The 26,096-nt window shown below is 63.1% G+C and carries 25 protein-coding genes, 1 tRNA gene, 1 other RNA gene, 2 pseudogenes and 1 riboswitch; of the genes and pseudogenes, 13 read left to right on the top strand and 16 right to left on the bottom strand.

Translation table 11 applies throughout. From position 1 onward, the window contains the following. Positions 1 to 61: 61 nt before the first annotated feature. Positions 62 to 1,396 (bottom strand): hypothetical protein, encoded by a 1,335-nt coding sequence (locus AWB79_RS08425; protein ID WP_061166910.1) that lies wholly within the window; start codon positions 1,394 to 1,396, stop codon positions 62 to 64. A 318-nt stretch (positions 1,397 to 1,714) separates the two neighbouring features. Between AWB79_RS08425 and AWB79_RS08420 the strand changes: the two genes are divergently transcribed. Beyond that, positions 1,715 to 2,020, top strand: a complete 306-nt coding sequence (locus AWB79_RS08420; protein WP_232470843.1) for a hypothetical protein — start codon at positions 1,715 to 1,717, stop codon at positions 2,018 to 2,020. A 277-nt stretch (positions 2,021 to 2,297) separates the two neighbouring features. Here AWB79_RS08420 and AWB79_RS08415 read toward each other — a convergent pair. The 3 genes from AWB79_RS08415 to AWB79_RS08405 all read right to left on the bottom strand — a co-directional run bounded on the left by AWB79_RS08415 (position 2,298) and on the right by AWB79_RS08405 (position 4,667). Continuing rightward, a tRNA-Leu gene (locus tag AWB79_RS08415) sits at positions 2,298 to 2,382 on the bottom strand. 114 nt (positions 2,383 to 2,496) lie between these two features. Continuing rightward, complete coding sequence (locus AWB79_RS08410) at positions 2,497 to 3,657, bottom strand: ABC transporter substrate-binding protein (RefSeq protein ID WP_061166908.1); 1,161 nt, start codon at positions 3,655 to 3,657, stop codon at positions 2,497 to 2,499. Between the two features lie 68 nt (positions 3,658 to 3,725). After that, positions 3,726 to 4,667 carry a CysB family HTH-type transcriptional regulator gene (locus AWB79_RS08405; RefSeq protein WP_061166907.1) on the bottom strand — a complete coding sequence of 314 codons (942 nt, stop codon included), beginning with the start codon at positions 4,665 to 4,667 and terminating at the stop codon, positions 3,726 to 3,728. 227 nt (positions 4,668 to 4,894) lie between these two features. Here AWB79_RS08405 and AWB79_RS08400 point away from each other — a divergent pair, with 227 nt between their 5' ends. The 6 genes from AWB79_RS08400 (at position 4,895) to cobA (ending at position 11,026) form a co-directional block, all read left to right on the top strand. Next, on the top strand, positions 4,895 to 6,571 hold the full coding sequence (locus AWB79_RS08400) for a nitrite/sulfite reductase (protein WP_061166906.1): 1,677 nt from the start codon (positions 4,895 to 4,897) through the stop codon (positions 6,569 to 6,571). Between the two features lie 10 nt (positions 6,572 to 6,581). Continuing rightward, positions 6,582 to 7,121, top strand: coding sequence for a DUF934 domain-containing protein (locus tag AWB79_RS08395; RefSeq protein WP_061166905.1), 540 nt, complete (start codon positions 6,582 to 6,584; stop codon positions 7,119 to 7,121). Positions 7,122 to 7,124: 3 nt separating this feature from the next. Then, complete coding sequence (locus AWB79_RS08390) at positions 7,125 to 7,847, top strand: phosphoadenylyl-sulfate reductase (RefSeq protein WP_061166904.1); 723 nt, start codon at positions 7,125 to 7,127, stop codon at positions 7,845 to 7,847. A gap of 82 nt (positions 7,848 to 7,929) precedes the next feature. Continuing rightward, entirely contained in the window at positions 7,930 to 8,892 is a 963-nt protein-coding gene (cysD, locus tag AWB79_RS08385) for a sulfate adenylyltransferase subunit CysD (protein WP_061166903.1), read from the top strand. Positions 8,893 to 8,919: 27 nt separating this feature from the next. Continuing rightward, positions 8,920 to 10,233 (top strand): sulfate adenylyltransferase subunit 1, encoded by a 1,314-nt coding sequence (locus AWB79_RS08380; protein ID WP_061166902.1) that lies wholly within the window; start codon positions 8,920 to 8,922, stop codon positions 10,231 to 10,233. A 34-nt stretch (positions 10,234 to 10,267) separates the two neighbouring features. Then, on the top strand, positions 10,268 to 11,026 hold the full coding sequence (gene cobA, locus AWB79_RS08375) for a uroporphyrinogen-III C-methyltransferase (protein ID WP_061166901.1): 759 nt from the start codon (positions 10,268 to 10,270) through the stop codon (positions 11,024 to 11,026). A gap of 72 nt (positions 11,027 to 11,098) precedes the next feature. Here the strand turns inward: cobA and AWB79_RS08370 are convergent. The 5 genes and pseudogenes from AWB79_RS08370 to lptF form a co-directional block, all read right to left on the bottom strand. Then, positions 11,099 to 11,497 (bottom strand): annotated as a pseudogene (locus AWB79_RS08370) (type II toxin-antitoxin system VapC family toxin); the annotation flags it as partial. Between the two features lie 20 nt (positions 11,498 to 11,517). Continuing rightward, positions 11,518 to 11,727: pseudogene (locus tag AWB79_RS38090) on the bottom strand (AbrB/MazE/SpoVT family DNA-binding domain-containing protein); the annotation flags it as partial. 127 nt (positions 11,728 to 11,854) lie between these two features. Beyond that, positions 11,855 to 12,229: a sirohydrochlorin chelatase gene (locus AWB79_RS08365; protein ID WP_061166900.1), complete on the bottom strand. Its 375-nt coding sequence runs from the start codon at positions 12,227 to 12,229 to the stop codon at positions 11,855 to 11,857. 21 nt (positions 12,230 to 12,250) lie between these two features. Further along, a complete protein-coding gene (gene lptG, locus AWB79_RS08360) occupies positions 12,251 to 13,399 on the bottom strand; it encodes an LPS export ABC transporter permease LptG (RefSeq protein ID WP_061166899.1) in 1,149 nt (382 codons plus the stop codon). A 3-nt stretch (positions 13,400 to 13,402) separates the two neighbouring features. Continuing rightward, on the bottom strand, positions 13,403 to 14,500 hold the full coding sequence (gene lptF / locus AWB79_RS08355) for an LPS export ABC transporter permease LptF (protein ID WP_061166898.1): 1,098 nt from the start codon (positions 14,498 to 14,500) through the stop codon (positions 13,403 to 13,405). A gap of 179 nt (positions 14,501 to 14,679) precedes the next feature. Between lptF and AWB79_RS08350 the strand changes: the two genes are divergently transcribed. From AWB79_RS08350 to AWB79_RS08340, 3 genes are all read left to right on the top strand, one after another. Further along, complete coding sequence (locus AWB79_RS08350) at positions 14,680 to 16,212, top strand: leucyl aminopeptidase (protein WP_061166897.1); 1,533 nt, start codon at positions 14,680 to 14,682, stop codon at positions 16,210 to 16,212. Between the two features lie 7 nt (positions 16,213 to 16,219). Beyond that, positions 16,220 to 16,636, top strand: a complete 417-nt coding sequence (locus AWB79_RS08345) for a DNA polymerase III subunit chi (RefSeq protein ID WP_061166896.1) — start codon at positions 16,220 to 16,222, stop codon at positions 16,634 to 16,636. 80 nt (positions 16,637 to 16,716) lie between these two features. Next, positions 16,717 to 17,055, top strand: coding sequence for a DUF2486 family protein (locus AWB79_RS08340; protein WP_061166895.1), 339 nt, complete (start codon positions 16,717 to 16,719; stop codon positions 17,053 to 17,055). A 4-nt stretch (positions 17,056 to 17,059) separates the two neighbouring features. Here the strand turns inward: AWB79_RS08340 and AWB79_RS08335 are convergent, their stop codons facing one another. Together AWB79_RS08335 and ilvD are read right to left on the bottom strand one after the other, a co-directional pair. After that, the gene (locus AWB79_RS08335) at positions 17,060 to 17,392 is read right to left on the bottom strand and encodes a c-type cytochrome (protein WP_061166894.1); all 333 of its coding nucleotides are present in this window, start codon (positions 17,390 to 17,392) and stop codon (positions 17,060 to 17,062) included. Positions 17,393 to 17,512: 120 nt separating this feature from the next. After that, positions 17,513 to 19,186 carry a dihydroxy-acid dehydratase gene (gene ilvD, locus AWB79_RS08330; protein WP_061166893.1) on the bottom strand — a complete coding sequence of 558 codons (1,674 nt, stop codon included), beginning with the start codon at positions 19,184 to 19,186 and terminating at the stop codon, positions 17,513 to 17,515. Positions 19,187 to 19,294: 108 nt separating this feature from the next. Between ilvD and AWB79_RS08325 the strand changes: the two genes are divergently transcribed. Together AWB79_RS08325 and lgt are read left to right on the top strand one after the other, a co-directional pair. Further along, complete coding sequence (locus tag AWB79_RS08325; RefSeq protein ID WP_061166892.1) at positions 19,295 to 20,233, top strand: LysR family transcriptional regulator; 939 nt, start codon at positions 19,295 to 19,297, stop codon at positions 20,231 to 20,233. A gap of 48 nt (positions 20,234 to 20,281) precedes the next feature. Then, the gene (gene lgt, locus AWB79_RS08320; RefSeq protein ID WP_061166891.1) at positions 20,282 to 21,187 is read left to right on the top strand and encodes a prolipoprotein diacylglyceryl transferase; all 906 of its coding nucleotides are present in this window, start codon (positions 20,282 to 20,284) and stop codon (positions 21,185 to 21,187) included. A gap of 15 nt (positions 21,188 to 21,202) precedes the next feature. On the opposite strand, the gene AWB79_RS08315 is transcribed toward lgt, so the two are convergent. The 5 genes from AWB79_RS08315 to AWB79_RS08295 form a co-directional block, all read right to left on the bottom strand. Beyond that, positions 21,203 to 21,931, bottom strand: coding sequence for an SIMPL domain-containing protein (locus AWB79_RS08315; protein WP_198398989.1), 729 nt, complete (start codon positions 21,929 to 21,931; stop codon positions 21,203 to 21,205). Positions 21,932 to 22,007: 76 nt separating this feature from the next. Beyond that, the gene (locus tag AWB79_RS08310; protein WP_061166890.1) at positions 22,008 to 22,466 is read right to left on the bottom strand and encodes an EVE domain-containing protein; all 459 of its coding nucleotides are present in this window, start codon (positions 22,464 to 22,466) and stop codon (positions 22,008 to 22,010) included. Between the two features lie 76 nt (positions 22,467 to 22,542). After that, positions 22,543 to 22,724, bottom strand: a non-coding RNA gene (ssrS, locus tag AWB79_RS08305) — 6S RNA. A gap of 94 nt (positions 22,725 to 22,818) precedes the next feature. Continuing rightward, entirely contained in the window at positions 22,819 to 23,133 is a 315-nt protein-coding gene (locus AWB79_RS08300; RefSeq protein ID WP_061166889.1) for a cell division protein ZapA, read from the bottom strand. Then, positions 23,130 to 23,510, bottom strand: a complete 381-nt coding sequence (locus AWB79_RS08295) for a hypothetical protein (protein ID WP_061166888.1) — start codon at positions 23,508 to 23,510, stop codon at positions 23,130 to 23,132. Before AWB79_RS08295 ends, AWB79_RS08300 begins: the two co-directional genes overlap by 4 nt. A 261-nt stretch (positions 23,511 to 23,771) precedes the next feature. Then, positions 23,772 to 24,084: riboswitch (cobalamin riboswitch) on the top strand. A 101-nt stretch (positions 24,085 to 24,185) separates the two neighbouring features. Between AWB79_RS08295 and AWB79_RS08290 the strand changes: the two genes are divergently transcribed. Then, on the top strand, positions 24,186 to 26,069 hold the full coding sequence (locus AWB79_RS08290) for a TonB-dependent receptor domain-containing protein (RefSeq protein ID WP_061166887.1): 1,884 nt from the start codon (positions 24,186 to 24,188) through the stop codon (positions 26,067 to 26,069). The last annotated feature ends 27 nt before the right edge of the window (positions 26,070 to 26,096 follow it).

Genomic DNA, 26,096 nt, shown 5'->3' with positions numbered 1-26,096 from the left:
TTAAACGAATGCGCGTGGAGCCTTATTCCGTTCTTCCGCGGCGCGTTCGTTGCGCAGGCCGTCAGTGCGCGTCGCCTCGTCCCTTCGATGTCGTGGGCACGCCCCAGCCGAAGAACGTACCGCGCGCCGCGTCGTTCTGTGCGCTCGATGACCCGGCGTGCTTCGGGGCCGCGCTCCAGCGGCCGTCGAAGGTCATAGCCGGGACGACGGGCTTCGGGATCGCGCCGGCTTGCCGGAAGTATTCGGCATTGCTCTGCGCCTGGACGGCGAGGGCGTGTCGCAGGCTGGCCTGTGCCTGCGCATTCTTCGGGTCGAGCGCAACCGCGCGGCGGGCGTTGCGTACGGCGCATGCCGGGTCTCTGCTCGCGGCGCATGCATGTGAGGTGGCGATCGCGCGGTCGCGCTCGCGCTCCTGGCGGGACAGATCGGCCGCGAAGCGCTCAATTTCCGGACTGCGCCGCTCGCTCGCGGAGAGCCCGCGCATCTGGCGGCGCGCCGACGCGAGATCGTGGCTGGCGAGCGCCTGCTGGAGGGAGGCGATGTTGCGCATGCCGGGTTTTTCTTTGCCTGCCGCCGCTTGAGTCGTGCTCGCGTTGGGTTTGTCGAGCGGGGCGGCTGTTTGCGTCGCGGAGTCGATGCCTCTTGCCGTCGATGGTTTTGCCGCCGACGTGGCCGCGTTTTTGTTCGCGGGCGCCACTGACACCACCGGCGCTGCCGGCGCGATCGACGGCACGATACCCGCGACCGAAACGCCCGGCGACGCGATCGCGGCAATTACTGGTCCGCTTGCCGCGACCACACGGGGCGTCTGGGATGCACGTCCGTCGCGCCTGACGAGCGGCGCGGGTTCGGTCGCCGGACCTGCCGCGACCGCGGCCTCGGACCCAAGCCGCTTTTCGTCGATAGACGGTCGCGCGGTGACTGCGTTCGTTTCGGGCGTATCGGCGGATGCGGGGCCGTCGCGAACGGCGCCCGCCGCGCTGACGGCCAGTCGTCCGGCGGTCGGATCGTCGTCATCCGAATCGACATACAAATACACGCCCGCCGCGAGGACCGCGAACATCATGCCGACCAGCACCGCGATGCCGCTGCGCGCGGGCCGGCGCGGCGACGCGGGCGCCGAATTGTCGGGCTCGGCCATGCCCGGATACGACGTCAGCATCTTGCGGCGCACGCGCCGCGTGAGCCAGTTGCTGCGGCGCACATCGAGCTGATTGGGGGTCGTCGCGTAGTCGTCGTTGGCGGCGTGCGCCGGAGTGTCGGCGCGGGCGGTGAAGATCGCGCCCTCGCGATCTGCGCCGCAAAACGGACACGTGCTTTCCCCGGCGCCGGAAACGGCGTTGCAGCGGCGGCAAATTACTGAGTCTAGCGACAGCGAGTTTTCAGGTCGATTCATGTCGCACCCATCTTCGAGTTGTCGCCCTTCGCGTGGGCGGCTCACGGCATCAAAAAAGTCCTAAGCAACCCGAAACGCGGGCGCCGCGCGCATGAGAATCCTCGCGATTCCCCGCGTGCCGGTCTTGGTCGTTCGGAAGCCAATTTTTGCGGCGCGCAGCGAAACACGTATACGCGATTGCGCACATTCGCGCAATGAAGAGGCTAGGGGAAACGCGAGGGGCGCGGTAGAGACGACGCGGGTTGGCCACCTGGATGACTGTCAGCGCATGTGCGTGCGTGGAAAAGTGGCGATTACCGCAAACGACAGAGGGTGACGATGAGGCTCGGCAGTTTCGAAACGACGGCACGATATCTGGTGGTCTGGCTACCCGCATTTCTGGGCGTGATCGAATACATCCTGCGGGTGGCGCTGCGGCAACCCGGAAAGGAAGAATTCTTTCCTGTTTCTCTAGTGGCGTCGGGTATTTCCCTTAATGTGACCGTAGCCGCTTTTCCGGCCGAGATTGACGTGTTCCCGCGGCAGCGATTTGAGCGTGCGGTGTTGATCGCAAATATGGGAATTTTCGCCTCGCTGGTTCAGCGAAGAGGTCAGGGAGATCCTGCCTCCGTATCCACTCGTTGAATCTTTGGGGTGCTACATATTTTCTGTGCGGTTGGCGTTGCTTAAGGGAAGGGTGGCGAGATGTTGAGCTTCGTACTCGGGTTTTTCAGAGAATATTGGATCGTTCTGGTGGCATGCATGATCATGCACTTCGGCTTTCCCTGGCTGGACGCCTGGCTGGACCGGCGCAACGACGCGTAACCGAGCCGTGGCGCAGAAGGGCGCTACGCATGCGGCGAAGTCAAAACTCCAAACGCAAAAAAGCCGCCTCCGAAGAAGCGGCTTTTTCACAGAATCCTGGTGCCCAGGGCCGGAATCGAACCGGCACGCCTTGCGGCGGGGGATTTTGAGTCCCCTGCGTCTACCAATTTCACCACCTGGGCTCGCATTAGGCTCGTAGCGAAACAGCGTCACAACGAGCCAATCGAGTCGGCGATTATTACCCAAAAAGCCATCGCAGGCAAGCAACTCCGGCGGCGTTTTCGGAAAATCCGAAATTACTGGGCCAGATACGTGAACGCGCCGTTTTTGATCACGCCCATCACGCTTGCACGCTGATCCAGTCCGACGTGATCCGTCGCGCTGGTATTCACCACGCCGTTCGGCACGACGAGTTCATGTGCGTGTTCGAGCTCCGCGCGCAGCGCGACGCGAAACTCCTTGGTGCCCGGCTTGCCCGCCTTGAGCGCGCGCGCCACGGCGTCCTGCAGACGCGGATATACGCCCGCTGCATCGCCCGCGAACTGCGTGACGCTGCCCTTGCCGTACTTCTCTTCATAGGCATTCACGAACGCGAGCGCGGTTTTTTTCGACGGATGATCCGCCGGCAGCGTGCGCGCGACGACCACCGGCTGCGTCGGAAACAGCGTGCCTTCGACGTCCTTGCCGCCCAGCTTGATGAACTCCGGCGTGGCAATCCCGTGTGTCTGATAGATCGCGCCCTTGTAGCCGCGCTCGACCAGCGTGCGCTGCGGCAGCACGGTCGGTGTGCCCGCGCCCGCGATCAGCACCGCATCCGGCTTCGCGGACATCAGCTTGAGGATCTGGCCGGTGACGCTCGCGTCCGTCCGGTTGAAGCGCTCGCTCGCGACGATTTTGATATGCCGCAAATCGGCGAACTTGGTGAATTCGTTGAGCCAGCTATCTCCGTAGCTGTCCGCGAAACCGATGAATCCAACCGTCTTGATGCCGTGATTCGCCATGTAACGCGTCATCACGTCGGCCATGGCGCGGTCGGTCTGGGCCATCTTGAACGCCCACACTTTCTTGCCTTCCTGCGGCTCGACCACGGAAGCCGAGCCGATCAGCGTGATCATCGGCGTTTCGGATTCGGCGACGGGATCGAGCGCCGCGAGCGCCGCCGGCGTGATGTTCGGCCCGACGATCACATCGACGTGATCTTCGCTGATGAGCTTGCGGATATTGCGCACGGCCGCGCCCGGGTCCGAGCCGTCGTCGAGGATGATGTACTCCGCGTTCTGGCCGGCGATCGTCTTCGGCCACATCAGCATCGCGTTCTTGCTGGTAATGCCGATCGCGGCGGCCGGCCCCGTGCTGGACAGATCGATGCCTACTTTCAGTTGCGCGTGCGCGGCGGCGGCGATTGCGGACAAGACAACGCCGGCCAGGAGCCGGCGCGTGAACTTCGACAACGTCATCGGAAGGTCTCCAAGGGAAAGGTATTCGTTATTTTCGGCAGCGCGCGGCCACCGCTTGATGCCGCGATTCAAAGCTCGTAGCTTTCGTGCTCGCCCGACAGCGCCTGTTCGATCAGCTTGCGGTTCAGCGACGGCGACAGCAACTCGACGAGCGTGTACACATAGCTGCGCAGATACGCGCCTTGCTTGAGGGCGAGCCGCGTGACGTTGGTGCCGAACAGATGTCCGACCGGCATCGCGCGCAGATGACGGTCGCGCTCCGGATTGAAAGCGATATCCGCCATGATCCCGACGCCGAGCCCCAGTTCGACGTAAGTCTTGATGACGTCCGCATCGATCGCTTCGAGCACGATATCCGGAGTCAGATTGCGCAATCCGAAGGCCTGATTGATCTTGCTGCGCCCGGCGAACGACGCCTCGTAGGTGATGATCGGGTACTGCGCGAGATCGTCGAGCGTGAGCGTCTTGCGTTCCAGCAGCGGATGATCCGGCAGCATGACGGCCAGATGTTGCCACTGGAAGCAGGGCAGCGACACCAGTTCCTTGTAGTTGGCGATCGCCTCGGTCGCGATGGCGATATCCGCCTGATCGTGGATCACCATCTCGGCGACCTGTGTCGGGCTGCCTTGCAGAATCGAAAGGTGGACCTTGGGAAAGCGCTTCTTGAACTCCGCGATGGCGGCGGGCAGAGAATAACGCGCCTGCGTGTGTGTCGCGGCGATCACCAGATTGCCCTGATCCTGCGCCGCGTAATCTTTACCGACGCGCTTAAGGCTCTCCACTTCCTGCAATATTTTCTCGACCGACGCGAGGATGATCCGCCCCGGCTCGGTGAGCGACCTCACGCGTTTCCCGTGCCGCGTGAAGATTTCGACGCCCAGTTCGTCCTCCAGCTCAATGATCGCCTTGGACACACCGGGCTGCGACGTATACAGCGCCTTCGCGGCTTCCGTCAGGTTGAAGTTCTGCCGGACGGCCTCGCGCACGAAGCGGAACTGATGCAGATTCATTTATAACCCAGCCGCATATCAAAGTAATTTTTCAGTCGTTTGCAATATATAGCAGGTTCTTTACTATCAGTCCAATTTTTCCAATATCCATATCTCCACCTGTCATAAGCAAATGAGCGATCCGTCTGAACGGCTCGCGCGGCAGTGAATCAATGGATATTCGATTGGATGAGACGCGCTGCGTAACCTAGGACGCAGCGCTTTTGACAAGAACTTGGGGCCCCCGAATGTACCAATACGATCAGATCGACCAACGCATCGTCGACGAACGTGTCGCGCAGTACGCTGACCAGGTCCGCCGCCGTCTGTCGGGCGAATTGAGCGAAGAGGAATTCCGTCCGCTGCGTCTGCAGAACGGCCTCTACTATCAGCGTCACGCGTATATGCACCGCATCGCGATTCCGTACGGCAACCTGCGCAGCGACCAGCTCCGCATGCTCGCCACGATCGCCCGCGAGCACGACCGCAACTACGGCCACTTTTCGACGCGCACCAATATCCAGTTCAACTGGGTCGAGCTCGAAGAGACGCCGGAAATCCTGCGCAAGCTCGCCTCGGTGCAGATGCACGCGATCCAGACGTCGGGTAACTGCATTCGCAACATCACGGCGGACCAGTTCGCGGGCGTCGCGCCCGACGAAGTCGTCGATCCGCGTCCGTGGGCCGAAATCCTGCGTCAATGGTCGACGTTCCATCCGGAATTCGCGTGGCTGCCGCGCAAGTTCAAGATCGCGGTGAACGGCTCGGCGGAAGACCGCGCGGCCGTGCAGATCCACGATATGGGCGTGTATCTGAAGAAGAACGCCCAGGGCGAGCTCGTGATGGACATTCTCGCGGGCGGCGGTCTCGGCCGTACGCCGATCGTCGGCGCGATCATCAAGCGCGATCTGCCGTGGCAACACCTCATCACCTATTGCGAAGCCGTGCTGCGCGTATACAACCGCTACGGCCGCCGCGACAACATGTACAAGGCGCGCATCAAGATTCTGGTGAAGGCGCTGTCGGCCGAGAAGTTCTCGAAGCAGGTCGAGGAAGAATGGCAGCACCTGAAGGACGGCCCGTCGACGATCACGCAGGAAGAAGTCGATCGCGTGTCGAAGTTCTTCGCGCCGCCCGTCTACGAGAAGCTCGCGGACACGGATGCGTCGTATGAAAAGCATCTGATCGAGAACAAGCAGTTCGCGCGCTGGGTCGAGCGCAACGTGCGCCCGCACAAGGTGCCGGGCTACGCGGCGGTCACGTTGTCGCTCAAACAGCGCCATATCGCGCCGGGCGACGCCACCGACCAGCAGATGGACGACGTCGCCACGATGGCCGACGAATTCTCGTTCGGCGAAATCCGCGTATCGCACGAGCAGAACCTGATTCTCGCGAACGTGAAGAAGCACGATCTGTACACCGTGTGGGAACGCGCGAAGGCGCTCGGTTTCGCGACGGCGAACATCGGCTTGCTGACGGACATCATCGCGTGCCCGGGCGGCGATTTCTGCTCGCTCGCGAATGCGAAGTCGATTCCGATCGCGCTCGCCATTCAGGACCGCTTCAACGATCTCGACTACGTGTACGACCTGGGCGACATGTCGCTGAACATCTCGGGCTGCATCAACGCGTGCGGTCATCACCACGTGGGCAACATCGGCATTCTGGGCGTCGATAAGGACGGCTCGGAGTGGTATCAGGTGACGCTCGGCGGCGAGCAGAGCTCGGGCGAAACCGGCGCGCATCTGGGCAAGGTGATCGGCCCGTCGTTCTCGGCCGAGGAAATGCCCGACGTGATCTCGCAGGTGATCGACACCTTCGTCGAGCATCGGACCGAGGATGAGCGCTTCATCGAGACGTTCAACCGCATCGGCATCGCGCCGTTCAAGGAGCGCGTGTACGCATCGCGCCAGGCACACGCTTAAGGATCTGCACATGACGTTGATTATCAAGAACCGCGCGGTGGTCGAAGACAGTTTCACCGTTGTGCGTGCCGCCGAAGACGGCGCGCTGCCCGCAGTCGAAGCGCTTCCCGCCGGCAAGATCATCGTGCCGTTCGCGCTGTGGAAGGAGCACAAGGCGGCGATCGTCGCATCGCGTTCGAAGGATGAAATCGGCGTGTGGCTCGCGCCGGACGACGAGCCCGCCGACATCGTCGCGGACTTCGCGCAGATCGCCGTGATCGCGGTGGATTTCCCCGTGTTCCGCGATGGCCGTGGCTTCTCCATCGGCCGTCTGCTGCGTGAGCGTTACCAGTGGACGGGCGAGTTGCGCGCGATCGGCGACGTGCTGCGCGATCAGGTCGCGTTCCATGCGCGTTGCGGCTTCGACGCGTTCGCCGTGCGCGCGGACAAGGACATCAACGACGCGCTCAACGCCTTCACCGAGTTCACCGAGCTGTATCAGGGCGCGACCGACAATCTGGAACCGCTGTTCCGCCGTCGCGCGGCATTGATCGCAGCTCTCGGAGCCTGAAGCATGACCCCTGAATTGCAAGCCAAGGTTGAACGCCTGGATGCGCTGCTCGATTCGATCGCGGCGCGTCACCAGAACGTCAAGCTAGCCAGCAGCCTCGCCGCCGAAGACATGGTGCTCACGCACGCCATTCTTTCGCGCGGCGTGAAGATCGGCATTTTTTCGCTGAACACGGGCCGCCTGCACGCGGAAACGCTCGGCATGCTCGATACGGTCAAAGCGCGTTACGGCTATGACATCGAGCAGTTTCATCCGCAGCAGGACGCGGTCGATGTCTACGTGCGCGATCACGGCCTCAACGCGTTCTACGAAAGCATTGATTTGCGCAAGAGCTGCTGCCATATCCGCAAGGTCGAGCCGCTGAACCGCGCGCTGTCGGATGTTTCCGCGTGGGTCACGGGCCAGCGTCGCGAGCAGTCGGTGACGCGCGCCGAACTGCACGAGGAAGAGCACGACGAACCGCGCAACATCGCGAAGTTCAATCCGCTCGCGGACTGGACCGAGACCGATGTGTGGGACTACCTGAAGGCGCTCGACGTGCCGGTGAATCCGCTGCATGCGCGCGGTTATCCGAGCATCGGATGCGAGCCGTGTACGCGCGCGGTGCGTCCCGGCGAAGATAGCCGGGCGGGCCGCTGGTGGTGGGAATCGCGCGATACGAAGGAATGCGGCCTGCACATCACGAATATCAAGGTCGTTGAGGAAGCTCCGAGCTCCACGATCTAACAGGCGCGCAAGACGCCGCATCAAAACCCTGTCACTGAACGCGGTCTTCACAGCAAGATCGCCAAGAAAAGGATCGACGAACATGAGCACGACGCTCGACTCTACCGTCACCGCACCGGTCGTCAACAAGGCGACTCGCATGGATCACCTGGATTGGCTCGAAGCCGAGTCGATCCACATCATTCGCGAACTCGTCGCGGAATGCAGCAAGCCCGCGCTGCTGTTCTCGGGCGGCAAGGATTCGGTCGTCGTGCTGGCGCTCGCGCTCAAGGCGTTCGGCCTGGGCGGCAATCGCAAGACGTCGCTGCCGTTCCCGCTCGTGCATATCGATACGGGTCACAACTTCCAGGAAGTGATCGACTTCCGCGATCGCCGCGCGGCCGAAATCGGCGCGGAACTCGTGGTCGGTCATGTGGAAGATTCGATCAAGAAGGGCACCGTGCGTCTGCGTCGCGAAACCGATTCGCGCAACGCCGCGCAAGCGGTGACGCTGCTCGAAACCATCGAGGAATACGGCTACACGGCGATGATCGGCGGTGCGCGCCGCGACGAAGAAAAGGCGCGCGCGAAAGAGCGCATCTTCTCGTTCCGCGATGAATTCGGCCAGTGGGACCCGAAGGCGCAGCGCCCGGAACTGTGGAGCATCTATAACGCGCGTCTGCACAACGGCGAGCATCTGCGCGTGTTCCCGATCTCGAACTGGACCGAGCTCGACGTGTGGCAGTACATCGCGCGCGAGAAACTCGAATTGCCGAACATCTACTACGCGCATGACCGCGAGATCGTGCGCCGCAACGGCCTGCTCGTGCCGGTGACGCCGCTCACGCCGGTGCGCGAAGGCGAAACCGCCGAGATCGCGCAAGTGCGTTTCCGCACCGTTGGCGACATCAGCTGCACGTGCCCGGTCGCGAGCGATGCCGATGACGTCGAGAAGATCATCGCGGAAACGGCCGTGACGGAAATCACGGAGCGCGGCGCCACGCGCATGGACGATCAGGCGTCCGAAGCCGCGATGGAACAGCGCAAGAAGCAAGGTTATTTCTAAGCAACACGCCACAGGAAGAAACGAGTCATGAGCATCTATCAAGCTGAAGATCTGGGCGTGTTGCGCTTCATCACCGCGGGTTCCGTCGATGACGGCAAGAGCACGCTGATCGGCCGTCTGCTTTACGACAGCAAGGCTGTGCTGTCCGACCAGCTGTCGGCGATTTCGCGCGCGAAGAACAAGCGCACCGTCGGGGATGAAATCGACCTCTCGCTGCTGACCGACGGCCTCGAAGCCGAGCGCGAGCAGGGCATCACGATCGACGTCGCGTATCGTTACTTCGCGACCGCCAAGCGCAAGTTCATCATCGCCGATACGCCGGGTCACGAGCAGTACACGCGCAACATGGTGACGGGCGCATCGACGGCGCATGCCGCGATCATTCTCGTCGACGCGACCCGCGTCACGTTCGAAGACGGCGTCGCGCAACTGCTGCCGCAGACGAAGCGCCACAGCGCGATCGTCAAGCTGCTCGGCCTGCAGCATGTGATCGTCGCGATCAACAAGATGGATCTGGTCGAGTACAGCGAAGCGCGCTTCAACGAGATTCGCGACTCTTATGTCGCTCTCGCGCGCCAGCTCGGCATTGCCGATGTGCGCTTCGTGCCGGTGTCGGCGCTGAAGGGCGACAACATCGTGTCCGCGAGCGAGCGCATGCCGTGGTACGCGGGCGAGCCGCTGCTCGATCTGCTCGAATCGCTGCCCGTCGCGCAGCCGAACGATCAGGCGCTGCGTTTCCCGGTTCAGTGGGTTGCACGTCAGGACGGCTCGCAGGCCGACGATTTCCGCGGCTACATGGGCCGTGTCGAGGCGGGCGAAGTGCGCGTCGGCGATGCGCTCACCGTGCTGCCGGGCAATCGCGAGGCAACGGTCGCCGAGATCATCGCGCCGGTGCCGGGCGGCGTGGCGCCGGTGGATCGCGCGTTCGCAGGCCAGACGGTCACCATTCGCCTGACGGAAGACGTCGACGTGTCGCGCGGCGACACCTTCGTGCCGGCGTCGCAAAAGGTCGAGCCGGCGAAGAAGCTCGAAGCCGACCTCTGCTGGTTCGACGAAGAGCCGCTCTCGCCGCAGCGCAAGTATCTGCTGAAGCAGACGACGAGCACGGTGTTCGCGCGCATCGGCGCGGTCAAACAGGTGCTGGACGTGCACACGCTGTCGCATTCCGTGGACCGCAGCACGCTCGCGATGAACGATATCGGCCGCGTGGCGCTCACTCTGCAGAAGCCTATCGTCGCGGACGAGTACGATACGCATCAGGGCACCGGCGCGTTCGTGCTGATCGACGAAGCGACGCATCACACGGTCGCGGCCGGTATGATTCGTGCGATTTCCGCATGAGGATGCTGAACGCGTGAGTTCGACGATGAAAGCTATGGGTAAGGTCTATCTGATCGGCGCGGGGCCGGGCGCGGCGGATCTCATCACCGTGCGCGGCATGCGGCTGCTCGAACAGGCGGATGTCGTGCTGCACGACGCGCTGATCGAACCGGCGATGCTCGACTACGCGCCGCATGCGAAGAGGATCGCCGTCGGCAAGCGCTGTGGACAGCGTTCGACGGCCCAGCACTTCATCAACAAGCAGATCGTCGATGCGGCGCTGGAGCATGGTGTCGTCGTGCGTCTGAAGGGCGGCGATCCGATGCTCTTCGGCCGCGCCGACGAGGAAATGCGCGCGCTGGAAGCGGCGGGCATCGAATTCGAAGTGGTGCCGGGAATCACGGCGGCGCTGGCGAGCGCGGCGACTTTGCAGCGCTCGCTGACTTTGCGTGGCGTGGCGCGCAGCGTCGCGCTGGCGACACATTCGCGCGCCGCCGACAGCGATGAAATCCGCGAGCAGGCAAAGGCGGACTCGCTCGTGTTCTACATGGGGCGCGACAGTGCGCCGGATATCGCGCAGCAGTTGATCGACGCGGGGCGGCCGGGCGAGACGCCGGTGGCGATCGTCGAGGCATGCAGCACACCGCGTGAACGCACGCTCACGTTGACGCTCGCGCGCATGGCGCTGGGCGAGGCGCAGGAGTGGCTCGACCCGTCGCAGCCGAGCTTGCTGATGATCGGCGAGGCGTTCCGCGAACGGGCTGCGGCCGCAAAGTCGAAGGTGCATTTGAAGGGGATGCAGGCGGCGGCTTGAGTTCGGGTTTGATCGACCTACGGAAAAAAGAAGCGCACTGGAAACGGTGCGCTTTTTTGTTTGCAGACAGGCTTAGAAATCGACCAGCCTGATCTTTTTTCTTTTTGAGTTGTTTGCCAGCACGGTGTCCAGCGTGGCGATCGTCTTGGCGTTGCAATCCAGTGCCGTGGCAAGATGAAGCGCATCTCCGGCGCGAAGTCCGGTCGACCCGTCGAGCGTGAGGGTGGCCTGATGAAACACCGGCGGCTCGATTGGCGTCAGTTGCAGGTCGCTTGCGCACATTCGTTCGAAGCTCTGCCAGGCAAACGTCGACTGCTCTTCGGTAAGTTGTCCGGTTCGCCGCTTGATGCCCAGAGCGCCGGCGAACTCCGTGACGCGCCACGCTACTGAAATCAGATCGTCCTTGACTGACGCGTACCAGTTCGAAACGGCCGAAGTCATACGCTCTCTGACGAACAGCGCGACGAGAACGCTCGTGTCTACTTAGACCATCAGTAGCGCGCCCTGCGTCGAAGTTCGTCCATGACCGATTCGGTCATCGGCATCGCGTTCCGAGTTTTCGCGAGTTCCTCGGCGAACGCACGGCGGTCCCATTTACCTGGCCGCAAGCAAATGCCACCGTCTACCGTCAGACTGGCCTGCACCTGGTCTCCCTCGGACAGGCCCGTGTGCCGCAGGTAGTCAGCGGGAATCCGGACTGCGAGGCTGTTGCCTCATTTGGAAAGGATCAGGTTCATCAAGAGCATCCTTGGATATACGGGAACGTATATCCAAGGATAGCTGCCAAAAGGCTTGAGGAAAATTCGGCCAGTTGGCCAACGATTGGGGCTATCGGCCCATCTCCCGCAAACAATACTCTGCCACCGCCTCCAGCACCGCATCGTCCTCGCCGACAGCCGTCGCGCACGAAATGACCGTGCCCGGATGCGCCGCCTGACACTTCTCGACGATCTCCGGCAAATCCTTGCGCACGTGGCCGCCTTGCCCGAAAAACACCGGCACGACCGTCACCGAGTCACACCCTTCCGCGACCTGCGATGCCACAGCCGTAGGCAAATCCGGCGACATCAGTTCAAGAAACGCCAGCGCCACCGGCTGATCGCCACGCGCGGCCCGCAGCTTCGCCGCGAGCCTTTCGAACGGTTCCTTCCAGCGCGGATCGCGCGCCCCGTGGCCGAACAGGATGATGCCGTGCTTCTTCATCGCGTGCTCCCGGGAGAAATCTCAGTGCCGCTCGACCCACTTCAGCCCGATCAGACCGACCGCGAGATAGGCGAGGGCGGGCGCCGCCGCCGTGATCGGCGCGGGCCACGTGTTCAGATTGCCGATGTGCGAGAACAGCGTGTTGACCAGCTGGAAGCTCATCCCGATCATGATCCCGCCGAACACCTTCACGCCGACCACGCCCGCTCGCGTATGCAGATACGCGAACGGCAGCGACAGAATCAGCATCACGAACACTGCGAACGGATAAAGAATCTTGCGCCAGAACGCGATCTGATACGTCTGCGTGTTCTGATGATTCTCCGTCAGATGCTGGATATAGCGGAACAGGTTGAACATCGACATGCGATCCGGCGACACCAGCAGCACCGACAGAATCTGCGGCGTGAGCTCGGAGCGCAGCGAGTATTCGGGCAACGTCGATTGCGTCGCGCGATAGATCGGGTTCAGCGTATCGCCGGGATTGACGGCCTGCGGCGGCGCGTCGCTCAGTTTCGTGTCAGTGACGTCCGTGAGCTTCCAGTGGCCGGGCGGCTGGTACACGCCGCTCTTCGCAATGCGCACGTTGGTCAGACGAAACTTCGAATCGAACTCGTAGATGCGCACATCGGCGATGGTCGTGTCGGGATTCAGCGTGCCGACGTTCACGAACCGCGTGACCTGCTCGCCGTTTTCTTTCGCCGTGAGCGTGTCCTTCACCCACACGCCCGACTGGAAGTTCGACGACACCGATGACCCCAGCGCTTCGAGCCGCACGCGCTCGGAGAGCTGATCGGTATAAGGCCCGACCACCTCGCCGATGATGTACGTGATCAGCACGAGCGGAATGCCGATCTTGAGCAGCGAGCGCAGCGCGGCGCCCGTCGAGAGTCCCGACACGCGAAAGATCGTGAACTCGGAAGCCGCCGCCATCTGTGCGAAAACATAGATGGCCGAAATCAGCGCGGCGACCGGAATGATTTCGTAGAAGCGCGAGGGCGTCTGCAGCGCGACGCGCAGCACCGCGAGCGTGAACTTGTAGTTGCCGTGGCCGACCGTGTTCAGCTCGTTGATCAGGTCGAAGAAGAAGAACAGGCCCGAAAACGCGAACAGGATGAAGATGAACGCGAGATAGATCTGGCGCGCGAAATATCGTTCGTAGATACGCATGCGTCAGGCTCCCTTCGAACGCGCGAGCGAAGGCAGCCTGAAGAGCGGCCGGTTACGGATGCGCAGCCAGAAGATGAACGCGACGACCGCCCCCACGATCACATGCAGCCCGACGATGCCCACGCCGAACGACAGCTTGCCCTGCTCGATCCACGACTGCACGACGTTCAACAGGTTCGAATACGTGAGATAGATCAGCACGGCCATCACGAGGTTGATGGTGCGGCTGCGGCGCGGATTCTGGTACGACAGCGGAATGGCGAGCAGCATCAGGTTGATGGCGATGAGCGGCAGGCCCGCGCGCCAGGCGAATTCCGCGAGGTTTTCCTTGGTCGGCCGGGCGAGCAGGTCGGGTGTCGAGATGCCGGTGGTGGTCGGCGTGTTGACGACCTGATGGTTCATTATCTTCACACCATACCGCTCGAATTCCATGATGCGGAAGTTTGGCTGCCCGGGCAGGCCGTCATAGCGGCGGCCGTTATCCAGCACGATGAAGCGGTCGCCGTCTTCACGCGTTTCCGTGTGACCCGTCTGCGAGACGATCACGTTGACCTTGCCGCCTTCGGTGCTGGTCACGAATACGTTCTGCACCTGGCTCTGATCCGGCGACATCTTCTCGATGAAGAAGACGCGATGGCTCGAAGGCGATTCGCGGAACTGCCCCGGCGCGAGCAGCGACACTTCATCGCGCTGCTGGAAACGCGCCTTGATGAGCTTGCTCTGCTGGTTCGACCATGGCCAGCCGACGAACGCAAAGAAGATGATGAGGATGATGATCGGCGTGGAGAACACGGCGACCGGCTTGATGAGCTGCGTATGGCTCACGCCCGAGGCCAGCCACACGACCATTTCGGAGTCGCGATACCAGCGCGTGAGCACGAAGAGAATGGAGACGAACAGCGTCACGATCAGCATGACCGCGAGATAGCCGATGACGGTGAGCCCGATCAGCACGACGACGTCTTTCGGGTCGACCTGACCCTGCGCCGCGAAGCCGACGATGCGGATCATCATCGTCGTGAGCATGATCGTGAGCAGCACCATGAACACGGCGCCGGCCGTGTACGCGAGTTCGCGCTGCAGGGAGCGTTCGAAGATCATTGATGTTTGCTTTGAGCCGGCGGGGATGCGGAATCATGCACGCATCTCGTGGCAGACGGGAAGGGTATTCGCTCAAGTTCGCTTACCCCAGCGCCGGGTGCCCGTGACCGCCGCGGAAAAAATAGCGGATAATTGCGGCTTTCATCCTTCAGCCAAGATTTTATCCGAGGATAAGCGCGATGGACTTTAGCATAAAAGCCTGTGATTGGAGCAAAGGCGAGGCAAATGGTTTCCTTACCGGGAAGTCAGATGTCATCGTCCTCGGCATCTTCGAAGCGCAGACGCTCACGGGCGCCGCGCGCGACATGGATGTCGCCACCAAGGGCCTGATTTCGCGTGTCGTGAAAGCCGGTGACATGAGCGGCCGCGCGGGCACCACGCTGCTCGTGCCCGAAGTGACTGGCATCGGCGCATCGCGCGTGCTGCTTGTCGGCCTGGGCAAGCAGGACGCCTTCAATCAGAAAGCCTACGGCGAGGCCGTGCGTGCCGCGTGGCGCGTGGTGCTCGGCTCGAAGATCGTTCAGGCGACCTTCACGCTCGCGCAATTGCCCGTTCAGGATCGCACCGGCGACTGGGGCGTGCGCGCCGCGATCCTCGCGCTGCGCGAACTGACCTACAAGTTCACGCAGATGAAGAGCAAGCCCGACAACGGCGCACGCTCGCTCAAGAAGGTCGTGTTCAGCGTCGATTCCGCCGACGAGAAAGCCGCCAAGGTCGGGCTCAAGCAGGGCGTCGCGATCGCCAACGGCATGGATCTCACGCGCGATCTCGGTAATCTGCCGCCCAACGTCTGCACGCCGACCTATCTCGGTCAGACCGCGAAGAAGCTCGGCCGCGACTTCAAGCTCAAGGTCGAAGTGCTCGGCCAGAAGCAGATCGAGGCGCTCGGCATGGGCTCGTTCCTTTCGGTCGCGAAGGGCTCGGTCGAACCGCCGCAGTTCATCGTCATGCATTACCAGGGCGCGGGCGCCGACACCGGCAAGAGCAAGGGCAGGAACGCGCCGATCGTGCTGGTCGGCAAGGGCATCACGTTCGATTCGGGCGGCATCTCGATCAAGCCGGGTGAGGCGATGGACGAGATGAAATATGACATGTGCGGCGCGGGCTCCGTGTTCGGCACGATGCGCGCGGTCGCTGAAATGGGCCTGAAGCTCAACGTGATCGGCGTGATCCCGACCTGCGAGAACATGCCCGCGGGCAACGCGGTGAAGCCGGGCGACATCATCACGTCGATGAACGGCACGACCATCGAAGTGCTGAACACCGACGCCGAAGGCCGTCTCATCCTGTGCGACGCCCTGACCTACGCCGAGCGCTTCAAGCCGGCCGCCGTGGTCGACATCGCGACGCTGACGGGGGCCTGCATCATCGCGCTCGGTCATCACAACACGGGCCTGTTCTCGAAGGACGACGCGCTCGCGGGCGAGCTGCTCGACGCTTCGCGCGAGGCGGTCGATCCGGCCTGGCGCCTGCCGCTGGACGACGAGTATCAGGATCAGCTCAAGTCGAATTTCGCCGATGTCGCGAATATCGGCGGACGTCCGGCGGGCAGCGTGACGGCGGCGTGCTTTCTGTCGCGCTTCGCCACGGCTTATCCGTGGGCGCACCTCGACATCGCCGGGACCGCGTGGAAGAGCGGCGCGGCGAAGGGCGCGACAGGACGTCCGGTGCCGTTGCTGTCGCAGTTCCTGATCGATCGCGCGGGCGCGTGAAAGCTGCATGACGCGCATCGACTTTCATACGAACGTCGGCGATCCGCTCGCGTACGCCTGCCGCCTCGCGCGCAAGGCGTATGCGAGCGGCAAGCCCGTGGTCGTGCTCGCCGAGCCGCAGCGTCTCGCCGCGTTCGACGAGCAACTGTGGACTTTCGAGCCGCTGGAGTTCATCCCGCATTGCATGGCGAAGAGCCCGCTCGCGCAGGACACGCCCGTGGTGCTGACGTCGAATCTCGACGAGGCGCCGCATCATCAGGTGCTCGTGAATCTGGGCGCGCCGATGCCCGCGCAGTTCGCCCGCTTCGAGCGGCTGGTGGAAATCGTCGGCGACGACGGCGATGAACTCGCCGCGGGCCGCGAGCGTTATCGCTTCTACCGCGACCGCGGCTACGCGATCCAGACGCACAATCAAGGCGCGTGAGCGAATCACCCGAGCGCATCACCTGAGAGCGAAGCGCGGGCGCCGCTGGCGTCGCGCTCGCTCACACTAGAGATCAGCCAATGACGAACAAGCCCGAATCCTTCGATCCGTCCATCCCGGTTCTGACCGATGTCGTCGTGCCCGGCAAGCCGGAATACGCGCGCGCGCCGTCCGCCGATGCGGCGATCGAATATGACGCGGACCAGATCGCCGAGCGGCTGAGCGGTCGCTTCACGGGCTTTCTGACGGGCGACGCCCGCGCGCTGATCGAAGAGCGCTGCCGCGACGTGCTGCGCGAACATTCGACGCAGCTCGTCTCGGCCATTACGCGCGAAGTCGCACTGGCGCTCGAAGGCCGCATGCGCGAATGGGTGCGCGAGGCGGTGGAAGAAGAATTGCGCCGTCAGCGCGGCGAGTGAGTTTCTATCGCAGCGACAGAATCCAGTCCGCCAGCGCGATCGCCTGATCGGACGAAATCTGCGTGTTCGCGGGCATCGGCACCGGTCCCCACACGCCCACGCCGCCTTCGACGATCTTGCGCGCCAGTTGCGTGCGCGCGCCTTCCGTGTGCGCATATTTGTGCGCGACGCTGTTGAACGACGGGCCCATGAAGGTGCGCGACATGGAGTGACAGCTCATGCAGTTGTGGCTCTGCGCGAAGCCTAGCATCGTCGTGTTGTCGTTCTGCGCGTTCGCCGTGCCGCACAGGGCGAGCAGCGCGAATGTCGCGACGACACTCCTTCGAATCGATTTCATGTGGTCTCCCCGATGACTGCGCCGGGCTGGTGTCTGGCGCATTATAGGAGACGCGTCACGGCGCGCACGCAATGAAAAAGGGGCGCACGCGCGCCCCTTCGTCTCATCGCGGCAAAAGGATCACCCCGTCACCGCCCCCTTGTTCGCCGGCCCAGCGAGCGCCGCGAACTTCGCCAGCACGCCGCGCGTGTACTTCGGCACGGGCTGCTTCCACGCGGCGCGGCGGCGCGCGAGTTCTGCGTCGTCCACGTTCAGTTGCAGGAGCAGCTTGTGCGCGTCGATGGTGATCGAATCGCCTTCGTGCACGAGCGCGATGGTGCCGCCCGCGAAGGCTTCCGGTGCGACGTGACCGACCACCATGCCCCACGTGCCGCCCGAGAAGCGCCCGTCCGTGATGAAGCCGACCGATTCGCCCAGGCCCTTGCCGATGATCGCCGAAGTCGGCGCGAGCATCTCCGGCATGCCGGGGCCGCCGACGGGCCCGAGATAGCGCAGCACGAGGATATCGCCGGCCTTGATCTTGTCGGCGAGGATCGCTTCCATCGCGCTTTGCTCGTCTTCGAACACGCGCGCCGGGCCGGTAATGACCGGATTCTTCAGGCCGGTGATCTTCGCGACCGCGCCGTCTTCCGCGAGATTGCCGCGCAGGATCGCCAGATGACCTTCCTTGTAAAGCGCCTGCTCGATCGGAAAGATGACCTTCTGGTCGGCGCGCGGCTTCGCGGGCACGTCCTTCAGTTCTTCGGCGATGGTGCGCCCGGTGATCGTCACGCAGTCGCCGTGCAGCAGGCCCGCGTCCAGCAGGATCTTCAGCACTTGCGGGATGCCGCCGGCCTTGTGCAGATCGGTCGCGACATATTGACCCGACGGCTTCAGATCGCAAATGACCGGCACTTTCTTGCGCATGCGCTCGAAGTCGTCGATGCTCCATTCCACCTCGGCCGCATGCGCGATCGCCAGATAGTGCAGCACGGCGTTGGTCGAGCCGCCCGTCGCCATGATCAGCGCGACCGCGTTCTCGATCGACTTCTTCGTGATGATGTCGCGCGGCTTCAGATCCTGCTTCACAGCTTCGACGAGCACGCGCGCGGATTCCGCGGCGGAATCGACCTTTTCCTGATCCGGGTTCGCCATCGTCGACGAATACATCAGCGACATGCCGAGCGCCTCGAACGACGAGCTCATCGTGTTCGCGGTGTACATGCCGCCGCACGAACCGGTCGACGGACACGCGTTCTTCTCGACGCCCTTGAAATCCTCCTCCGACATGCGCCCCGCCGTGAATTCGCCGACCGCCTCGAACGACGACACGATCGTCAGGTCGCGGCCTTTCCAGTTGCCCGGGCGAATCGTGCCGCCGTACACGTAGATCGACGGCACGTTCATGCGCGCCATGCCGATCATGCCGCCCGGCATGTTCTTGTCGCAGCCGCCGATCACGACCACGCCGTCCATCCACTGTCCCTGCACGGCCGTCTCGACGCAGTCCGCGATCACCTCGCGCGAGACGAGCGAGTACTTCATCCCTTCGGTGCCCATCGACATGCCGTCGGAGATCGTGGGCGTCCCGAAGATCTGCGGATTGGCGTCGGACTTTTTGATCGCTTCGATGGCCGCATCGGCCAGGCGCTGCAGGCCCGCGTTGCACGGCGTGATGGTCGAGTGACCGTTCGCGACGCCGATCATCGGCTTGTCGAAATCTTCTTCCTTGTAGCCGAGGGCGTAATACATCGAACGGTTGGGCGAGCGCGCGACGCCCTGGGTGATGTGCTTCGAGCGGCGATTGAAGGCCATGGTGTGCTCCTTGGGGGATGTTTTTGATCTAGTGCAGCAAGAATGCAACTCCCGCGATGTGCCTGTCCAATATATTATTCAAGGCTAATTAGGTCGGAAAAAGTATCAATGGATTTGCGACTCTTGCGCTATTTCGTGACGGTCGCCGAAGAAATGCACTTCGGCCGCGCCGCCGCGCGTCTCGCCATGACGCAGCCGCCGCTGTCGCAGGCGATCCGCGCGCTGGAAGAAGCGCTCGGCGTCGCGCTGTTCGTGCGCACGAAACGGACCGTGGAGCTGACGCCGGTCGGCAAGGATCTGCTGCCGGAAGTGCGGCGCCTGCTCGCATCCGCCGACGCGCTGCGCCCGCTCGCGCAGTCGCTTGCGCGCGGCGAGGCGGGCGTGCTGTCGCTGGCGTTCGTGTCCACGGCCGATTACGGGCTGCTGCCGGATCTCCTGCGCGAATTCGGGGCGCGTTTTTCCGGCGTGCGCCTGCAACTGACCGAGGCAACCAGCGATGTGCAGATCGAGGAACTCGTCGCCGGGCGCATCGACGCGGGTCTCGTGATTCCGCCGCTGCCGCCGCGTTACGCGAGCGCGCTGTCGTATCTGGCGGTGGCGCGCGAGCCGCTGGTGATCGCGATATCGGCCGATGCGGCGCGCGAACTGGGGCAGGGCGCGGAAGAATGGGCGGAAACGCCCGTCGACCTGCACGATCTCGCCGACGCGCCGCTGGTCATTTTCCCGCGACCGCTGGCGCCCGGTTTGTATGACATCATCATGGGCTGCTACGGCGCGGCGGGACTCGCGCCGCGCATCGGGCAGGAGGCGATCCAGATGCAGACCATCGTGAGCCTCGTGTCCGCCGGCATGGGCGTCGCGCTCGTGCCGCAGTCGCTGCGTCATCTGCGTCGCACGGGGGTTGTGTATCGTCCTCTGCGGCCGGCGCGCGAGTCGGCGACGCTCGTCGAAACCGGACTCGTGTGGCGCGCCGCCGAAGTGAGCCCGGTGCTCGCCGGGTTCATCGAGATCGTCCGAGCGCGGGCAGACTCCGCCGGTTCGGTATGATTCGCCCTTGTAGTTCGCGTTGTAGTTCGCTCAGGCTCCCACATCAGAATGCTCATACATCCCAATTTCGATCCCGTCGCGATTCATCTCGGACCGCTCGCCGTGCGCTGGTACGGCCTCATGTATCTGGTGGCGTTCGTGTCGGCCATCGTCATCGGCCGGCTGCGGCTGCGGCTGCCTTATGTGTCCGCCCAGGGCTGGACCGTGAAGGATATCGACGACATGCTGTTTTACGGCGTGCTCGGCACGATTCTCGGCGGGCGCATCGGTTACGTGATTTTCTACAAGGCGAGTTACTACGCCGCGCATCCGCTCGATATCTTCAAGGTCTGGGAAGGCGGCATGTCCTTCCACGGCGGCTTTCTCGGCGTGACGCTCGCGATGGTGCTGTTCGCGTACCAGCGCAAGCGCACCTGGCTGCAGGTGACCGATTTCGTCGCGCCGATGGTGCCGCTGGGCCTCGCGGCCGGGCGTCTCGGCAACTTCATCAACGGTGAATTGTGGGGCCGCGTGACGGACCCGAACGCGCCGTGGGCGATGCTGTTCCAGCATTCGTCGAACGACGATGCGATCTGGCTCTCGAAGAATCCGCAAATGGATGCGCAATATCATCTCAGCGAAGTTTTTGAGCGCTATCACATGCTGCCGCGCCATCCGTCGCAGTTGTACGAGATCGCGCTGGAAGGGCTCGTGCTGTTTATCGTGATCTGGACCTTCTCGCGCAAGCAGCGGCCCGTGGGCGCGATTTCCGCGCTGTTCCTGATCGGTTATGGACTGGCGCGCTTCACGGTGGAGTTCGCGCGTGAGCCGGACGATTATCTCGGCCTGCTCGCACTGAACCTTTCGATGGGCCAGTGGCTCTCGCTGCCGATGATCATCGCGGGCGTCCTGATGATGGTGTGGGCGTACAAGCGCAATCTGCGCCTGCCGCCCGATCCGGTCAAAGTTTCCTGAGCGGCGTTTGCGCGCTCAACGCCCCATCTGCACCGAGCCGTTCACATCGACGGTCACGGTGGTCGTGCCGGCTTCCATCGCGATCGGCGCGGCCATCTTGGCATCGGCGCTCATGGCGCGCGACTGCATCATCATGACCGGGCGCGGCTGAATGCCGCCGCGTCCAATGTTCACCTCGCGAATCGTGAAATTGCTGTAGCCGAACGCCTGCGCGGCGGTCTGCGCCTGCTTGCGGAACGAGTCGATGGCCTGCGTGACGAGCTTTTGCTCGGCCGTGCGTTGCGCTTCCGGCGACAGCGAGAACGCGACGCTGCCTACCTGCATCGACGAACTCATCTTGCCCGCGAGTTTCGACGCCGCCGCGAAATCGTGCGATTCGAGCACGACTTCCGTGCGGCCGCGCCACGCGGAAATCTTGCCGTCGCGATCGGTTGACGGATACACGGTGAACGAGCCGCTCTTGGCCGTCACGCCATCGACGCCTTTCGCCTCGCGCAACGCGGCCTCGGCGCGCTGATTGAGCGTGTTGGTGAGCGACGACGGATCGGCCGCTTCCTGCTCGTAGAAGAGTGTGATACTGACGACATCCTGCGGCACTTGCGCGCTCGATTGCGCCGACAGCGAAAGCACGCCCGCGGGCTGCTGGTTGATCACTGTTTGCGCGGCGGCGGTTTGAGTGAAGCTGAGCGCGGCGCCAGACATCGCGAGAAGTGCGAGTGCAGCGGCGGTTTTCTTGTTGATCATCGAGAGACTCCGAACGCAAGGTATCGCGTGATTCGCGACCGCATTTAGGCGTTTGCCTTGTGTCGTAAGTTCCGTGTTAGACGAGACGCTCGGTAATAAATCGCCACTGCGCTTCCGTCACAGGCGTGATCGAGAGCCGGTTGCCGCGCGCGAGCACCTGCATGTCCGCGAGTTCGTCGTGCTCGCGCAGCGCGGCGAGCGAAATGAGCGGCGTCTTCTTCACGTACTTCACGTCGACGAGCATCCAGCGCGGCGTTTCCTGCGTGGATTTCGGATCGTAGTAATCGCTCTTCGGGTCGAACTGCGTGGGATCGGGATACGCGGTCGAGCACACTTTCGCGATACCCGCGATGCCCGGCTCCGGGCAGCTCGAATGATAGAAGAGCACGCCGTCGCCGATCTGCATCTGATCGCGCATGAAGTTGCGCGCCTGATAGTTGCGTACGCCGGTCCACGGCAGGGTTTTCTTCGGCGCGTGCGCGAGATGATCGATGCTCGCTTCGTCCGGTTCGGACTTCATCAGCCAGTAGCGCATGGTGGTGTGCTCGAATCGCGAAGAAAACTGCGAGGACAAACGAAAACGGCATCGGAAAAACCGATGCCGTTTAAATTAGGTCCCCGCCACAGCCGCTAGGCCGGCATCCTGAACCTGGGTTCAAGATTGGTCGCGGTAAGCAACACTTCGGGTACATCGGACTAGCGACGCGCGCGCCCGTGCTGCAAGGTTCCGCAACCGTGCCAATGTAGCATTGGTTCAAGGAATATATGACCTTGGCGTACCAGGCAGGGAAACGACACTCTACACCAATCGTTTGCCTTCTGCAGCCCCGCGGCGGTTTCTTTTTTTCATCGACATCGCGCGCTGATTGACTCGACGCGCAGACCTCTCATTGCGCTTCATATTGCGCAATGACGGCGCCCAGTTGTTCGTTCATCGAATGCATGGTGCGGCGGATTTCCTCGGCGGGGAAGGCCTCGCCGTGACGCACGCTGTCCTGCAGCTTAAGCAATTCCGACGCCAGCGAAAGCGCCGCCATGACCGCGATGCGATCGGTGCCGCGCACGCTGCTCGCATTGCGCACCTTGTTCATCTCGGCGTCCACGCGCGCCACGGCTTCGCGCAGCGGGCCTTCCGTTTCCGGCGAGCAAGCGAGACGATATTGCTGCCCGAGAATGGATACTTCGATTTGCGTGGTGCTCATGCCTTCTCTCCCTGATGATGCTCGCCGTGCAACTCCGCTTCGTGCGCATGCTCATGCGCGCCTTGCGAATTGGCTTCGAGGAGATCGAGTTGATTGTCCGGCTCGTCGTGCAGCGCGGATTTCGCGCGGGGCAGTTTTTCGAGGATCGCATTGAGGCGCACTTGCGCGTCGTCGATCTTCGCGGAGAGCGAGTCGCGTTCCGATTGCAACGCGTCACGTTCTTCGCGCACCTGCGCGAGTTCGGCCTGCACGTTGGCATAGTCCGCACGCAGTTGCTCGATTTGTTCTTGCAGCGCGGCGCGCGCCTGATTATGGCGCTCGCTGATCTGGATCAGCCGGCCGATATTTCCTGACAGTGATTCGAGTTCGTTGAGCATGTGCTGCGTCCTCTAAAGACCTCGCATTTTAGCGCGGTTCAACGGAGCTTCCGATAATTGTCTCGTTTCGAGACGTAACAGCACGCGATCTCGCGCTTAATCGATCGATTCGCGCGTATCTCGTCATGCATTCGTGTGCAGAAAACGCGAGCGCTGGTCTGCGCTCGTGAAGACAGGCCCGGCCGGTTTTCGTTCGATTCGTCTTGTGCCGCGCGCCATGCTGTCCTTGCCGTTTTCTTGACGGCCCCAACCCGCGCTCCTACACTTGCCGCACTTTTTGGTGCTCGCATTCGCGTTTCTCGCGAATGCAGTCAAACGGGAAACAGGGAGCGAAGTCCCCGAAGTACGACCGGGACGAGCCAACCTGTGCTGCCCCCGCAACGGTAAGCGACCGCAACGCAAGTTGCAAGTCGTCTCATGCGCGTTTTTGCAGCGCAAACGTGTGGTTTTTCATCACGCCGGGTCGATCCTCCGACTCACTGCAAGAAACGTGTCGACGCCACTGCGCTCAATGCGCGGGAAGGCCTGACGATGTGTCGCCAGCCCGGATACCGGCCAGAATCCGACGCGCTCATCGCACTGCTTGCATCGCATGCATCGCGCAGGGCGCGTTCGTCGCGCATCGATCTCGCGGGGAGCGGGGTCGCGCTCATCGTCAACGGGAACGCTTCACACATGTCATCGCCTCTGGCCGCGCTCAGCGACGGCCGCTTTCGCCGCCGCGCGCGCGCCGTCGCTGCAGTCGGCTTGCCGTTCGTCACCACCGCACACGCCGCGCTTGCAGCGGATGAGGCCTCGCAAACGCTTGCGCCTGTCGTCGTCACGTCGACGCGCGCGCCGCAGCCGCTTGCCGACGCCATCCCGCAGACTTCGCTCTTCGACGCGCAGGATATCGCCGACGCCAACGCAAGCGATGCGCTCGGCCTCGTCGCGCTCGCGCCCGGCGTGCAGATCACGCGCAACGGCGGGCCGGGCGCGAACTCGGGGCTGTATATACGCGGCGCGGCGTCGTCGCAGTCGCTCGTGCTGATCGACGGCGTGCGCGTCGAATCGGCGTCGCTCGGTGCGGCGCAGTTGTCGCAACTGATGCTCGATCAGATCGGCCGCGTCGAGGTCGTGAACGGCAACGTGTCGGCGCTGTATGGATCGAACGCGATCGGCGGCGTCGTGCAGATCTTCACGAAGGAGGGCGAGCCGCATCCGCCGCGCTTCAACTTCGAGGCCGAATACGGCAGCTATCACACGCAGCGTCAGTCGGCGGGCGTGAACGGCGCGCTCGACAAGGAAGGCCGCACGACCTTCAGCGTGAACGTGTCGCGCGAAAAGACCGATGGATTTTCGTCGATCGATCCGAACATCGCGCCTGGCGCGAATCCGAACGCGAACGGCTATCTGAACGAGAGCGTCGCGGCGACGCTGCGCCACAAATTCACCGACAAGTGGGACGCGGGCGTGCGCTTCCTGCAATCGAACGGCATCAACAGTTTCGACGATGCCTACGGCCAGCCGACCGACATCAACGAATCGCACAATCGCGTGCGCTCGATGTCCGTGTTCGCGAACGGCAGGCTCACCGACGACTGGACCACGCACTTCATCGTCGCGCAGGGACAGGACCGCTCGAACATCGAGCAGAACGGCATCTACACGAGCCGCTTCAACTCGGAGAACCGGCAGTACACGTGGCAGAACGATTTCAGGATCACGGACGCGCACAAGCTTCTCTTCGGCTACGAGCATCTGGATCAGACGCTCGATTCCGATCAGCTCAGCGCGCCCGATCGTCATGTGGATTCGGTGTTCGCGGGCTATGTCGGTCACCTTGGCGCGAACGAACTGCAGGCGAATCTGCGCCACGACCAGTATTCCGATTTCGGCGGCGCGAACAGCTACTATCTGGGCTACGCCTACAACTTCGACGCGCACTGGAAGGCGAGCGCGAGCTACGCGTCGTCGTTTCGCGCGCCCAGTTTCGACGACCTCTACTATCCGTTCAGCGGCAATCCGTCGATCCAGCCGGAACGCAGCCATTCGGTCGAGGCGGCGTTGCAGTACGCGTCGAATGCGCTGGGCGTGATGCGCGTGACGCTGTTCCAGACGCGCTATTCGAACCTGATCGACTACGTGTCCGATGGCGGCTTCTACTATGTCGCGCAGAACGTCGGGCGCGCGAAGGTGCAGGGCATCGAGGGATCGTGGGCGGGGCGCGTGTACGGCACGGATTTGCGCGCGGGCGTGACGTTCCAGAATCCCGTCGACGAAACGAATCACGAAGACCTGACGCGCCGCGCGCGGCGCTTCGCGACCTTCACCGCGCATCGCAGTTTCGGGCCCTGGCGCGTGGGCGGCGAATGGATCGTGAGCGGCCAGCGCAGTGACTACGACTCGACGCTCGCGGGCTATGGCGTCGTGAACCTGTCGGCGCGCTATGACATCTCGAAGTCGTGGTACGTCACGGCTCGCATCGACAATCTCTTCGACAAGGACTACGCACTTGCCTACTCGTACAACACGCCACGGCGCGGCGCATACATCACGCTGGGCTGGCAGCCGTCGTGAGCGGCGCGCCTGATCCGCTGCGGCGTC

This window comes from Caballeronia hypogeia (assembly GCF_001544875.2).
GTDB classification, from domain to species: domain Bacteria; phylum Pseudomonadota; class Gammaproteobacteria; order Burkholderiales; family Burkholderiaceae; genus Caballeronia; species Caballeronia hypogeia.
Note: the sequence above shows the minus strand (reverse complement) of the source record. Positions and strands in the feature narration are given on the sequence as shown.